Here is a 13,846-nt window from a genome sequence, read left to right as displayed (position 1 = left end):
TACGCTGCGATCTACGCTAGGCTCGAAGCTATCGTGTCCCGTGCGGATGAAAATATAGACGTTTCTGCCCGAAAAGCTTAATCTGATCGGTCCGCCGGCACCGCTTCTAAAGCGAAGCAAGCGCCGCATAAAGGCGGGTGTGAGGGCATACATTGCAGATACCGCATCGGCGCTGTACACGCTGAATGCGGAGCTAAACTCGCTATCATCCATCGCGATCTTCTTAAGTCCGCCGAGCGTTGGCTTCGCGCCGAGCGAAGGCAGGATCACGGCCACCGAGTTTATGCGCTTTTTAAATTCCGCGTAGAAAAATATCCCCCTGCTGCTACGTCGTTCGTCGGTGTGAGTCACGCAAACATCCGCAAAGCTAAAGAATACTCCGTCATAGACGCCGGAAATTTTATCTTCGCAATCAAAATAGCTTATGCCGTCCACAAATAGGCCGCTAGCGCGCAGATACGCCGGCCGAAACGAGCCCGAAATTTCGTAGCGATAACCTAGGCTTGCGATATAGGGCGCGATATATTGGTGTTTAAAGGCGCGGACGAATTTTTTGGATCTGTTGTATTTGATCCGCTCCAGCGCGGCACCCGCGATATTAAACAAAGAAAGGCAGATGGTTACGAGTGCGATGACGAAGCGCAAGGTATCATTCTCGCACATTTCTACGCCTTTGGCAAGCATCCACAGCAAGATGCAAAAGATAAATACGCGCACTATATTTGCATCTTTATTTACTACTCTATAAGAGATACTGCCGCAGCTAAATACCACTATGATCCAGCAGAGGCCCATTGCTGCATTTTGATCTCTAAAATTGAAAAATAGCCACAGCGCCGAGGCCAGCACTGCCAGTGCTATTATCGAAAACGCCGTGCCTTTGCGCTGCTCCGCCTCATCTAGGATGCCTAGTCTTAGTTTTTCCAGTTCGTTTGCGGTCATCTTTCTCTTTCTAAATTTAGCTAGAAAATTTTAAAGCTTAGCCTCGAACCGCCCCTAAATTTAAAGAACTGAGCTTTAAATTTATAAAATTCCGCGGAACTTCGCTCTTTAAATTTAGCGCGAATCTCTGCGCTAAATTTAGTTTTGGCACAAAATTTCTACGATCACCTGCGGCAATAGCTCATGCTCGATCTCGTGGATTTTGGCCTCATAAGCTTCAAGGCTCATTCCTGCGCTCTTTTCAAACGCGCGCTGAGCGATGATCGCGCCGCCGTCAAGCTCCTCGCTGACCCAGTGTACGCTCACGCCGCCAACCTTCATATCGCTCTCAAAGCTCTGCTTTATCGCGTGCGCGCCCTTAAAAAGCGGCAGCAGCGACGGGTGCAGGTTTATCGCGCGAACTCTGCTTGTAAAAACGGGTGTGAGAATTCGCATAAAGCCCGCAAGCACGGTAAGCTCCGCGCCACTTTTTTCGATCTCGCGCACGAGTGCGGCGTCGAATTCCTCGCGGCTAGCAAAATCTTTGTGATTTAGGATCACGCTTTTTAGACCAAATTTCGCGGCTTTTGCGATGCCTCCCGCGTTCGCTTTGTTGCTTAGCGTTAGCGCGACTTCGATCTTGGTTTCGCCGAAAATTTTGCCGTGCAGCTTCTGCAGGATCGCCTCCAAATTTGAGCCGCTACCGCTAAAAAGCACAGCGAGCTTTTTCACAACCATTTTACCTCCTCGATGAGATCGAGCGGATTTAGCGCGTAGGAGTTTTTGGCGAAGGCTCGCGCGGCGAGTGCGTGGGCTAGGACGCCGCAGATCGAGGCTTGCAGAGGTGAGTAGCCTTGCGCGAGCAGTCCGCTGATGAGTCCTGCGAGTACGTCGCCGCTGCCGCCCTTTGCGAGCGCGGCGCTACCTTTGTCGCAGACGTAGATGACGCCAGCTTGCGCGATGAGCGTGTTTGCGCCCTTTAGCACGAGCACACCGCTAAATTTTTCGCTCCACGCCCGCGCAAACTCGAAGCGCCGCTCTTGCAGCTCGCTCACGCTAAGATCCGCGATGCCCGCGATCTTTAAAAGAGAGCAGAACTCCTTCGGATGGGGCGTTATGACTAAATTTGAGTTGTCGCTAAGTAGGCTTAAAATTTCGTGTTCGTAGCACAGATCGGCGTCGATGACGCAGCTTTTGCCCCGTAGTGCGGCAAGATCGATCTTCCGCTCCCCCAGCCCGCAGCCGCAAACCACGACCCGCGCGGCATCAAATGAGTTTTTTTGCATCAAAATTGGGCTTAGATTTAACGGCTCATCGCTAACGACGCTAACAAGCCCGCTGCCGATCGCGTGAGCCGCTAGGGCTGCCATCTGCGCCGCTCCGCTCATCTGCCCGCTTACGACGTAGGTGTGCCCGAAGTCGCCCTTGTTGGTGTTTTGCTTCCTGCGTAGCGGCAGCTTCAGATCGCTTTTTTGAAGTAGAAAATATTCGCTCCGCTCCTCAAAATTTTGGCGCGAAATTCCAAGATTTGCGACCTTGATACGCCCTACATAATCCTTCGCGCCGTCCGAAAACAGCGCGAGCTTTAACGCGCCCATCGTGATCGTCAGATCCGCGCAAAATGCACCGCCTAAAATGCGCCCGCTCTTATCGATACCGCTTGGGATATCTATGGCGATTTTTAGCGATTTTGCGCTATTTGCGAGAGATAAAATTTCACAAATTTCAGCGCTTAAGGCTTTGTTCAAACCGCTGCCGAAAATCCCGTCGATTATGCAGTCTGCGCTTATAATTTCATCGCGCAGGACGCTCGGTTTGCCGCATTCGTTGCCTAGCTTGCCGAAATCGCTGCCGTGCTCCGTGGTTTTAAATTTAGCGCTCGTAAATTTTAAGTCCTTAAATTTTACGCATAGTTTATCGCCGCCGCCCGAAATGTCCGCGCCGCTTAGGCTTTCGCGCTCGCGCTGCGGCTCGCTCGCGCCAGCGTCTTTTAAATAGGAGCCGCTTGCACTTTCATGCGCGCAGACATCCCTGCTAGACGCGCTGTCTGCGTGCCCGTAAGCGTCTTTTGCGCTTGCGATGTCGATAAGCTTAACGCCCGCAGCCCGCGCCGCATCAGCTTGAAATTTGCCCGCCGCGCTTCTGTTTTGAAGCACGCAAAGCGCCGTGCAGTTAAAATCGCCGCTTAGCTTTCGCAGCGCCGCCATCGCGTCCGCGCCGTTATTTCCGCCGCCGCAAAGCGCCAAAATGCGCGAGCCCTTTTTGAGCCGCTTTCTGATCTCGCCCTCGATCCTACCGGCGGCATTTTCCATTAAAATTTGCTCGCCAAGTCCAAATTTTGCGCTCGCTCGCGCGTCGAGCTCCTCGGTGCTAAAGAAAATTTTTTTCAAATTTCGCTCCTTATGCGAAAGCTAAGAGCCTCCAAAATATGCGCCTTGGCGATGATTTCGGCGCCTGCTAGATCGGCGATCGTGCGCGCGAGCTTTAGCGTCTTATTCACGCCGCGCTGCGAAAGATCGTAGCGGGTAATCGCCGTTTGCAAAACATCCCGCGCAGCGCTTTCGCAGACGCAAAATTTTTCAGTTTCCTCGTCGCGCAGCTTTGCGTTTAGCTCGCTCTGTCCGCGAGCCTTTTGTGCGCGAAACGCCCGCAGCACCGCATCAGCCATCTCTTCGCTGCAAACGTCGCTTCTGTCGTCCGCGCCGGTCTCGTCCATCGCGACGTATATGTCGATGCGATCGAGCAGCGGCGCGGAGATCGTGTTTTTGTAGCGCCTGATGTCGTTTAGCGAGCAGGTGCAGGTGAGGTTTTTGGAGAATAGATTTCCGCACGGGCAGGGGTTTTGCGCCGCGACGAAGATAAATTTCGTTTGGTATTCGACCTTGGAATTTACGCGCGAAATCAAAATTCTATTATCTTCTAACGGCTCGCGCAGGCTTTCTAAAATTTGTTTGCCGAAGTGCGGCAGCTCGTCGAAAAACAGCTCGCCGCCGTTTGCGAGCGCGACCTCGCCGATCTTTGCGCCGCTACTGCCGCCGCCGAAAATCGAGCTGCGCGTGCTGGTGTGATGCGGCGATCGGAAGGGGCGCAGTGCGCTAAAATCGACGTCTTTGTTATTTAACGACTCGTAGGCGCACGAGAGCAGCACTTCGCCCAGACTCTGCGGAGGCAGAATTCTGGCTATTCGCTTGGCGCACATACTTTTGCCGCAGCCTGGGCTGCCCTCAAATAGGATATTGTGCATACCGCACGCGGCGATCAGGCTCGCGCGCTTGGCGCGTTTTTGCCCTTTGACGTCTTTGAAATTTAGCGAAAAATCGCGGTTGGGGACGTAAATTTGCCCGTCAATCTCCACGACGTTTTTAAAAAGCGGATGGGTTTCTCGCATGAGCCTGCTTGCGGCGAACTCCTCGTCTAAAAAAAATCTGACCGCGTCGTTTAGGCTACCCACCGCATACACGTCGTAGTTTGGGATCGTGCAGGCCTTTAGAGCTATGCTTTGCGGCACTAAAATTTTAGCGCGCTTCACCTTCGTGCTTAAAAAAAGCAGGATCGAAAAGAGGCTCGCCGTGCTCTTTAAACTGCCGTCTAAACCGAGCTCGCCGAAGACGAAGAAATCGCCGTCGATGCGCTCTTTTTGCAGCGCGATGAGAAGCGCGATCGCAAGATCGAAGTGCGAGCCGTTTTTGGGCGTGTCGGAGGGGGAGAGATTTATGATGATTTTGGATGCGGGAAATTTAAAATTTAGGCTCACAAGCGCGGCTTTTACGCGGCTTTCGCTCTCTTTTATCGTAGCTCCCGCAAGACCGACGATATTAAATCCCGGCAGCCCCCGCACGAATGTCGACTCGACCTCTACGGGGATCAGAGCATCCGTGAAGGCAGCGCATTTTAGGGATTTCATTTCGATTTTTCTTTTAGGCTTTTTTTGAATTCTTTATCAAATTTTTTGCGTTTGTTGTATCCGATGCGCTCGATGAAAAGATGTCCGTCGAGGTGATCCATCTCGTGCTGGATACAGACGGCTAGCAGCTCGCTAGCGTCCATTTGCTGGGTATTTCCGGCGCGGTCTTGAAACTGCACCGTGATAAACTCGGCGCGCGTGACGTCCTCGTAAAAGCCAGGCACCGAGAGGCAGCCCTCCTGGTAAACGACCTCGCCTTCCTTTTTTAAAATTTGCGGATTGATGATCTCGATGAGGTCCTTTTTGTCTTGGATTTTTTCCTCATTAGCTAAATTTATAATCAAAGCGCGCACGGGCTTGCCTACCTGGATGGCGGCAAGGCCTATGCCGTTTTTTGCGATCATCGTCTCATACATATCGTCTAAAAGCTTGTCCAGCGCCGCGTCGAATTTCACGACCTCGGTCGATCTTTGATAAAGCTTTTTATTCGGATAGGTAAGGACGTCCAGGATCATCTATTTAAAGCTCTTTTGAAGTACTTGATCGATCAGTCCGTATTGCACGGCATCCTCGGCGCTCATGAAAAAGTCGCGATCGGTGTCCTTTTCGACCTGCGCGAGATCTTTGCCGGAATTTTGCGAAAGGATGCCATTTAAAATTTCTTTCATTCGTAAAATTTCTTTGGCTTGGATCTCGATGTCGGTAGCCTGGCCTTGCGCGCCGCCGAGTGGCTGGTGGATCATTATGCGCGAGTTTGGAAGCGCGTAGCGTTTGCCTTTGGTGCCGCAGCTTAGCAAAAACGCCCCCATCGACGCCGCTTGACCGATACAGATCGTGCTTACGTCGGGTTTGATATAATTCATCGTGTCATAAATGCTAAATCCGCTCGTAACTACGCCGCCCGGGGAGTTGATGTATAGATAGATATCCTTATCCGGATCCTCCGCCTCCAAAAACAGAAGCTGCGCGACGATCGAGCTTGCCACTGTGTCGTCGATCTCACCGCTAAGCATTACGATACGGTCTTTTAGCAGCCTCGAGTAGATGTCGTAGCTGCGCTCTCCGCGACTAGTTTGTTCGATAACGTAAGGAATCACCATCATTCGCCTTTCTCTTCACCACTCTTTTTGCCTTGCTTCGTGAAGATGTCGTTAAATAACTTCTCCTCGATCAGCGCCATTTTGACGGCCGGCAGCATGCCGTTGTCGCGGTATCTATTTAGATGCTCCTTCGGATCGGCGCCGTATGTGTAGGCCTCCATATAGACCGCTTGGACTAGCTCCTGATCGCTCACGTCGATCTTGCGTTTTTTGGCTAGCTCGTCGATTAAGAAGGTAAGTTTTACGCTGTTTTCGGCAGCCTTTCTAAACTCTTCGCGCTTTTTATCCAGAGCATCTTTGTTATTTTTAAATTCCTCGATCTGCTCTTTTGAAAAGCCGCTCCAGGCGTTGTTAAACTGCAAATTTATCTCCTGCTCAACGATCGCTTTTGGAAGCGCGAAGTTAAATTTCTCGGCGAGCGCGTCGGCAAATTTAGGCTTTAAATCCTCGTTTATCAGCTTTTGAAGCTTATCGTTTTTGATGCGCTCTTTGATACGCGCTTCAAATTTCTCCTTGCTCGGCTCTTTTTCTCCCGGAAGCGCTTGCTTTAGCTCCTCCTCGCCGAGCTCTTTGGCAGGTTTTTTAGCCTGAATTTCATGAAGCTTGACTTTAAAAATCGCGTCCTTGCCGGCTAAGCTTTTCGCGCCGTAATTCTGCGGAAATTTAACCGCCACATCGCGCTCCTCGCCCACTCTAAGTCCGATCATTCCGTCTTCAAAGCCCGGGATAAATTGATTTGAGCCGATCTGAAGGACGTAGCCCTCGGCCTTGCCGCCGTCGAATGGCTTGCCGTCCACGAAGCCTTCGAAGTCAAATTTTGCAAAATCGTCTTTGGCTAGAATTTTTTTGTTGGTTTTAGAAAGCGGAGCGATCATCTGCAAAAATTCCGCTACTTTCTCGTCGATCTCTTTTTGAGTAACGCGCGGGCTGCTAAATTTAGGGATCAGCTCCTCGTACCCCTCAACGCTAACCTCGGGCCTGAAAGAAATTTCGATCTCCACGTCGATGTCGCCTTTGTTTTCGTCAAATTTAGAAAAGACCGGCTCGGATAAAATTTCCTCCTGCTTTTTCTTTAAAATTTTAAGAGACTGATCGATCATATTTTTAAGAAGCTCCTGCTTTGCGTCGCCCTCAAGCTGTTTGCCGTATCGCTTCAAAACCACTGCGGTAGGCACTTTGCCCTGTCTAAATCCGTCGATTCTTAGCTGCTTGGAGGCCTTTTTGGCTAGCTCTTCTACTTTGGCTGCGATCTGCTTTGCTTCGATCTTGCTCGCAGCTACCGCATTCGCGGCGTCTTTCATTTTTGCTTTTACTTCCATAAAATTCCTTTAGAAAATTTAAAAATAGCTCGTAATATATCAAAAAATTTCTTATTTAAAGTATAAATTCCTAAAATTTGCCGAGCCTAAGCGGCTCGCAGCTTTTAAATTTTAAAATTTTTAAGAGCCCGCCTTGAAATTTAAAGCGGGCTGAGGCTAAAATTTTACCGATACGTTAAACATAAACTGCCGCGCGTAACCCATTTGAATAGGTATCACGCTCGTAGTCGTGCCGGTTGAGGATGAGGTGTAGTATTTTTTGTCGGTCAAATTTTTGACGTTGAACGAAAAATTCGTATCATAGCCCGAAATTTTAGTATCGTAGCTCACGAAGGCGTCATAAACTACGGCGTGAGGCAGCTTAAATGCCGTTCCTGCGGGCACGCTCGGTAGGTTCGTGCGCATATAGTAGGTGTACCACGAACCGAAGTATCGCGCGCCGCCGCCCAGCCTAAGCCCCTTTGCGCCTAGATGCGCGAAATCGTAGTTGGCAAATAGGCTTGCTTGATGCTTTGGCGTCGCTTCCAGCGGTTTGCCGATTAGCACCGCAAAAGCGCCGTCGTCCTCGCGCACCCTCGTTTTGGTGTATGCGTAGCTTGCCGACATGCTAAGCCCCTGCGTCACGCGCCCGTTTATATCGAGTTCAAATCCTCGCGAGCGAGCCTTGCCGATCGTCTCACTTATATTATTTACCGTTCGCAGGATGTTTCTTTTATCGATATTAAACACCGCCGCGCCCGCAGTGACGCGATCGTTTTGAAATTTAGTGCCGAGCTCCACGGATTTGCCTTCCTCCGGCTTTAGATCGCCGCCTATCGCCTCGCCTATGGACATCTGTGGCGTGAAGCTTTGCGAGTAGTTAGTATATACCGACCACTGCGGGCTCAACAGGTACAAAAGCCCGCCCTGATAGGTCGTAGCGGCCTTTTTCTGATCGGTGCTGTTCGGTCCTTGCCAGCTTTGTTTGGCTACTTGATCGTAAAATTCCCTACGCACGCCCAAAGAAAGTATCAACTCGTCGGTTAAATTTATATTATCTTGCATGTAAAGTCCTATCGTTCTTAGCTTTTGATATTGTATTTTTGGCTCTCTATCGTTTGTTAGGACGGCGCCCGAAGCGGTCTGTCCGGTAAGCATATTGATGCGTCCTGCGGTGCCTTTTAGTGCGCCCGGGCGGTATCTGTAGTAGTTTTTGTAATCCGTGCCGAAAAGGACGTCGTGCTTAAGCGGGCCCATTTCAAATTTGCCATTTAGCGTGACGCTTGCTGCGTGCGTGCGGTGTATGAAATTATCGTAGTAGTTATACGATCGCGTCGTGCCGGTAAGGCCTTGGGGCGTGAATGGATTGTTCGGACGGACGTAGCCGTATTCGTGCTTGCTGCGCGAGAAAGCATAGGCGCCTTTTAATATCCAATCCTCGTTAAATTCCTTCTCAAAGCCGAAATCAACCGTATCGAGTTTGCTTTGTAGTTTATTTACCGGCTCGTCGAAGCGGACTTTGCCGCTGCCGTAAATTTTACCCGTACTCGGCACTAAAAACGCACCGCGATCCACCGGATCGGTAGAGCGGCTATGGGTGTAGCCTAAGCTTATCGAATAATCGTCTCCTTGATACGCAAGCGACGGCGCAAAGAGCGTGTTTTTTACACCGCCGAAATTTCGCCAATAATCCTTCGCGTAGTAATCGAATATAAATCTATACGCAAAGCCGCTATCTACAATCGGCCCTGTAGTATCAAATCCCGCGTCCCAATAGTTGCGGTTGCCTAGCCCGCCCCAAAGCTCATTTACAAACTCATACTGCGGCTTTTTGGTTACCATGTTTATGACACCACCCGGTTGCTGCGCGCCGTAGAGCATGCTCGCGGGTCCTTTTAGAACCTCGACGGATTGAATAGTTTTATTGTAGTTGTGCATCACGGCGCCCGGCACGCCGTTGCGCATAATCGAGCCGTCGCGACCCTCGCCGAAGCCACGCTTGATGATCGCATCGAAAATATTTCCCGTCGTATTTGCATAGCTTATGCCGCTTACGTTTTGCAGCGATTCCGCTAGGGTCTCTGGCTTTTTGTCCTTTAGATGCTGCTGCGTTACGATATTTACGGTCTGCGGAATTTCTAAAATTCTCTTAGTCGTCTTGCCGATCTCGCTGCGTACGGCACGGTAGCCGTCGTCGTTATTCGCCCATTCTACGACCTCGATATCGCCTAGGTTTTCGCCCGAGGCGGAGTTTGTTGCGGCGTTTTGTTCGGCGCAAGCAAAAGAAAAAAGCGCCAAAGCCGCGCCAAAACTCATCTTAAATTTCATCGCCAAACTCCTTATAGATAAAGCTTATCAAAACGGTGGATTTTAAACAAAAATTTCTTAAATTTAAATATATTATCATTAACATAATGAGATTGATAAAATTTCGCGCGGAATTTTAAAATTTATCAGCGTTATAAAAGGCGTTTTTGAGTAATATCGCGCATTGATTTTTAAGGAATTGCTAAAAATGGACGAAAAGAGCCGAGCGAAATTTGAAAGCTGCGTGTCGCAGATGCTTGAAATTTTAGGCGAGGATCCGAAGCGCGATGGGCTTGCAAAGACGCCCGAGCGCGTGGCTAAAGCCTATGAGTTTCTGACTAGCGGCTACGAGCTGGATCCAAAAGAAATTTTAAACGACGCGCTGTTTGAGAGCAGCAACAATGAGATGGTTTTGATAAAAGATATAGAATTTTATAGCCTCTGCGAGCACCATCTGCTGCCGATTATAGGGCGCGCGCACGTCGCGTATATCCCGAACAAAAAGGTCGTAGGGCTTAGCAAAATTCCGCGTATGGTAAATATTTTTGCGCGCAGGCTGCAGATCCAAGAGCAGCTTACCGAGCAGATCGCAAGCGCAATCCAAGAGGTGATCCATCCGCTCGGCGTGGGCGTGGTGCTTCAAGCGCGGCACATGTGCATGGAGATGCGCGGCGTGCAAAAGATCAACTCGACCACAACTACGTCGGCACTGCGGGGGCTTTTTATCAGCCGAAACGACACGCGCAAGGAATTTTTCGATCTAATAAATTCTCCGAAAACTTTTGGTTTTTAAAACGGTAAGCGTTAAAGAAAAATTTAGCAATTATGTTATATTATCGTGCGAAATTGATAAAAGAGCGAAATTGTCTGATTAAATTTCAGACAAATTTTAGAAAGGAATTTTATGCAGCGCGTTTATTTAGATAATAACGCCACTACTATGGTCGATCCCGAAGTTTTTGAGGAGATGAAGCCGTTTTTTTGCGATAAATACGGCAATCCAAACTCCCTTCACAACTTCGGCAGCGAGACCCACCCTGCTCTAAGAACTGCGATGGATAGGCTCTATGCGGGACTCGGCGCTGCGGATGCGGACGATATAGTCATCACGAGCTGTGCGACTGAGAGCAACAACTGGGTTTTAAAAGGAATTTACTACGATAAAATTCTAACCGGCGAGAAGGATAATATCGTCATAAGCTCCGTCGAGCACCCCGCAATCAGCGCGACCTGTGCTTTTTTAGAAAAAATTTGCGGCGTAAAGATCACGCGCCTCGGCGTCGATAAAAACGGACTAATCGATCTTGACGAGCTTAGCGAAAAGATCGACGACAAAACTGCGCTCGTTAGCGTGATGTGGGCAAATAACGAAACCGGCACGATCTTCCCCGTAAAAAAAATCGCACAAATCGCACACGAGCATGGCGCGCTATATCATGCCGACGCGGTGCAAGCGATAGGTAAGATAAAGGTGAACGTGCGCGATGCGGACGTGGATTTTTTAAGCCTTTCGGGGCATAAATTTCACGCTCCAAAGGGCGTCGGCGCACTCTATATTAAAGATAGCAAGCCGCTTACGAGCTTGCTTCACGGCGGCGAGCAGATGGGCGGGCGCCGTAGCGGCACGCTAAATGTCGCGGGCATCGTGGGGCTCGGCAAAGCCTTGGAGCTAGCGAATAAATTTATAGATTTTGAGCGCACTCAGGTAAGTAGACTTCGCGATAAGCTGGAGGATGCGCTTTTGCAAATTTCAAACGTCAGCGTCGTGGGTGATCGCAGCATTCGCGTGCCAAATACCATCCTCGCCTCGATCCAAGGCGTCGAGGGAGAGGCGATGCTGTGGGATCTAAATAAAGCGGGCATAGCCGCTTCTACTGGCTCTGCATGTGCGAGCGAGGCGCTTGAGAATAACCCGATAATGGAAGCGATCGGCGCAGATAAGGAGCTGGCGCATACGGCGCTAAGGCTTTCGCTGTCGCGCTTTACGACGGAGGCGGAGATCGATTACGCGATCGAACATATAGGTAAAGCTATCGCTCGTCTGCGCGGGATTTCAAGCACGTTTGCTTACGCGCCGCAAGGTTATGAGAAGAAATAAAGGATAAAAAATGGCAAAAAATAGTTTAATAAACGGCTCGATCTGGGAGCAGTACTCGCAAAAAGTGCAGGAACGTATGAATAATCCTCGCTATATGGGCGAGATCACCGAGGAGGAGGCGAAGGCTAGGGGCGGCAAGCTCGTGGTCGCGGACTTCGGCGCCGAGAGCTGCGGCGATGCGGTGCGGCTATATTGGCTGATTGATCCTAAGACTGATAGAATTTTGGACGCTAAATTTAAAAGCTTCGGCTGCGGCACGGCGATTGCGAGTTCGGATACGATGGCTGAGCTTTGCATCGGAAAGACGGTCGATCAAGCGGTGAAGATTACAAATTTAGACGTAGAGCACGCGATGCGCGATACTCCAGATGAGCCCGCCGTGCCACCGCAAAAGATGCACTGCTCGGTCATGGCATACGACGTCATCAAGCAGGCTGCGGCGAATTATAAGGGCGTCGATCCCGCGCATTTCGAGGACGAGATCATCGTGTGCGACTGCGCGCGCGTGAGCCTCGGCACGATCAAAGAGGTGATCCGATTAAACGATCTTCATACGGTCGAAGAGATCACGCAATACACTAAAGCGGGTGCGTTTTGCAAATCCTGCGTGCGCCCGGGCGGACACGAGGAGAAGGACTACTATCTGGTCGATATTTTAAAGCAAACCAGAGAGGAGATGGAGCGAGAGAGGCTTCAAGCTCAAGCCGAGGCGAGTGCCGCTACTAGCGCGAAAGCGGGAGCGGAGATGAGCTTTGAGCAGTTAAATTTGATCGGTAAATTTAAAGCGGTCGAAGGGGTGCTTGACGAGGATATTCGTCCGATGCTTCAGATGGACGGCGGCAATCTCGACGTCATCGACATCAGGCCCGCAGACGACGGCAAAACCGATATCTACATCCGCTACCTAGGCGCTTGTAGCGGCTGCGCCAGTGGTGCGAGCGGCACATTATACGCGATCGAAAATGTTTTGCAAGAAAACCTTAGCCCGAACATCCGCGTAATGCCGATCTAGGGCTATACTGCTACGGTTTGCATCTTGGCATAGTTTTTAGCGAAATTTTAAGAGCTTGGGCTTTTTCGCGATTGATGCAGTGCTAAATTTTGCCCCTTAGCTAAATTCGCAATTAGACGCTAAATCTGCGTAGAATTTCGCCGTTTACTTTTAAGAATATCGCAAATTTCGCTAAGGTTTTCTAACGTGAAATCCATCCGTAAAATTTTGTTTATAAATTTAATTAAAAACGCCTTATTTCGCTCGTGCAAGTTTTTTATGAGATTTCGTTTGTAAATTGGACATAAAATTTCTCCGCAAATTTTATCTTTTCATAAATTTCGATGAAAATGCGCCATAAATCGCAGAATTTTAGCTGGCTATAATTTCTTTTTATTATAATTGCGCCTTATTTCAACTAAAAGGGGAGCAAATGAAAGTATTTGTTTTGGCGGCTCTACTACTTGGTTTTCTATCTGCAAATTCTTTGGATCAGATCAAAAAGGATAGGCTCGTTCGCATAGGTGTATATAACGATCAGCCGCCGTTTAGTGCGCTCGTAGACGGCAAATATAGGGGATTTGAGATTGCTCTTGGCGAAAAGCTCGGTAAGGAGATTTTCGGCGATAATCCCGGCAAGGTAAAATTTATCCCGATCACGGCTTCAAGACGCATTAGCGCTTTACAGCGCAATGAAGCGGATATGGTGATTGCGACCTTTACTCCTACGCCCACGCGAGCGAAAAAAGTAGATTTTTCGGAGCCTTATTTTAAGGTACAGGTAGGTGTGCTAGCCAAAAAAGACGAAAATATCACGAGCTTCGATCAGCTGCGCAAAAAGAGGATTTTCGTCATCAAACACTCTCCTATTCACAATTTCTTACGCAAAGCGGGCTTTAGAAAGAATTTAAACTTTTGCGCCAGTTCGGCTAAATGTTACCGCGCTTTCAAAAGGGCGAAAAACGCCGTGCATGTCGATGATAACCTAATCCTGCACGCATACGCGATCATCGATAATAAAACGCAGGTTGCTTTGGATGGTCTAGGTAAGCAAACTTACAACGCAATCGCCGTGCAGAAGGGCAATAATGCGCTGCTAGAGCTAATCAATACATCTTTAGCAGGACTAAAAAAAGATGGATTTTTGGATAAGACCTTTGATGATACGCTCGGGATTTTTTATCATGGCACGATCGATAAGAAGGAATTCTTGGTTGAATAAAATTT

The 13,846-nt window shown here is 49.4% G+C and carries 12 protein-coding genes; 4 read left to right on the top strand and 8 right to left on the bottom strand.

What is annotated here, in order from left to right; genetic code table 11:
- The 8 genes from Q0413_RS06945 to Q0413_RS06910 all read right to left on the bottom strand — a co-directional run.
- On the bottom strand, positions 1 to 942 hold a 942-nt coding region (locus Q0413_RS06945; RefSeq protein WP_298988254.1), incomplete at its 3' end, for a DUF3137 domain-containing protein.
- 138 nt (positions 943 to 1,080) lie between these two features.
- Entirely contained in the window at positions 1,081 to 1,659 is a 579-nt protein-coding gene (purN, locus tag Q0413_RS06940) for a phosphoribosylglycinamide formyltransferase (RefSeq protein ID WP_298988253.1), read from the bottom strand.
- Complete coding sequence (locus Q0413_RS06935) at positions 1,650 to 3,311, bottom strand: NAD(P)H-hydrate dehydratase (RefSeq protein ID WP_298988252.1); 1,662 nt, start codon at positions 3,309 to 3,311, stop codon at positions 1,650 to 1,652. Before Q0413_RS06935 ends, purN begins: the two co-directional genes overlap by 10 nt.
- A complete protein-coding gene (locus Q0413_RS06930; RefSeq protein ID WP_298988251.1) occupies positions 3,308 to 4,825 on the bottom strand; it encodes a YifB family Mg chelatase-like AAA ATPase in 1,518 nt (505 codons plus the stop codon). The genes Q0413_RS06935 and Q0413_RS06930 overlap by 4 nt, the downstream gene beginning before the upstream one ends.
- On the bottom strand, positions 4,822 to 5,340 hold the full coding sequence (gene def / locus Q0413_RS06925; protein ID WP_298988250.1) for a peptide deformylase: 519 nt from the start codon (positions 5,338 to 5,340) through the stop codon (positions 4,822 to 4,824). Before def ends, Q0413_RS06930 begins: the two co-directional genes overlap by 4 nt.
- The gene (gene clpP, locus Q0413_RS06920) at positions 5,341 to 5,925 is read right to left on the bottom strand and encodes an ATP-dependent Clp endopeptidase proteolytic subunit ClpP (protein WP_298988249.1); all 585 of its coding nucleotides are present in this window, start codon (positions 5,923 to 5,925) and stop codon (positions 5,341 to 5,343) included.
- The gene (tig, locus tag Q0413_RS06915) at positions 5,925 to 7,244 is read right to left on the bottom strand and encodes a trigger factor (protein WP_298988248.1); all 1,320 of its coding nucleotides are present in this window, start codon (positions 7,242 to 7,244) and stop codon (positions 5,925 to 5,927) included. The genes clpP and tig overlap by 1 nt, the downstream gene beginning before the upstream one ends.
- A 156-nt stretch (positions 7,245 to 7,400) precedes the next feature.
- A complete protein-coding gene (locus Q0413_RS06910) occupies positions 7,401 to 9,551 on the bottom strand; it encodes a TonB-dependent siderophore receptor (protein WP_298988247.1) in 2,151 nt (716 codons plus the stop codon).
- A gap of 187 nt (positions 9,552 to 9,738) precedes the next feature.
- Between Q0413_RS06910 and folE the strand changes: the two genes are divergently transcribed.
- The 4 genes from folE (at position 9,739) to Q0413_RS06890 (ending at position 13,841) form a co-directional block, all read left to right on the top strand.
- Positions 9,739 to 10,323: a GTP cyclohydrolase I FolE gene (gene folE / locus Q0413_RS06905; RefSeq protein ID WP_297881331.1), complete on the top strand. Its 585-nt coding sequence runs from the start codon at positions 9,739 to 9,741 to the stop codon at positions 10,321 to 10,323.
- Between the two features lie 111 nt (positions 10,324 to 10,434).
- Positions 10,435 to 11,628: a NifS family cysteine desulfurase gene (locus Q0413_RS06900; protein ID WP_298988246.1), complete on the top strand. Its 1,194-nt coding sequence runs from the start codon at positions 10,435 to 10,437 to the stop codon at positions 11,626 to 11,628.
- A gap of 10 nt (positions 11,629 to 11,638) precedes the next feature.
- Complete coding sequence (locus Q0413_RS06895; protein WP_298988245.1) at positions 11,639 to 12,640, top strand: iron-sulfur cluster assembly scaffold protein; 1,002 nt, start codon at positions 11,639 to 11,641, stop codon at positions 12,638 to 12,640.
- A 412-nt stretch (positions 12,641 to 13,052) separates the two neighbouring features.
- Positions 13,053 to 13,841 carry a transporter substrate-binding domain-containing protein gene (locus Q0413_RS06890; RefSeq protein ID WP_297882471.1) on the top strand — a complete coding sequence of 263 codons (789 nt, stop codon included), beginning with the start codon at positions 13,053 to 13,055 and terminating at the stop codon, positions 13,839 to 13,841.
- Positions 13,842 to 13,846: the final 5 nt, after the last annotated feature.

The sequence above is a fragment of the uncultured Campylobacter sp. genome, assembly GCF_938045465.1.
Classification (GTDB): domain Bacteria; phylum Campylobacterota; class Campylobacteria; order Campylobacterales; family Campylobacteraceae; genus Campylobacter_B.
The sequence above is the reverse complement of the archived record's forward strand: the minus strand, read 5'-3'. Positions and strand labels throughout refer to the sequence as shown.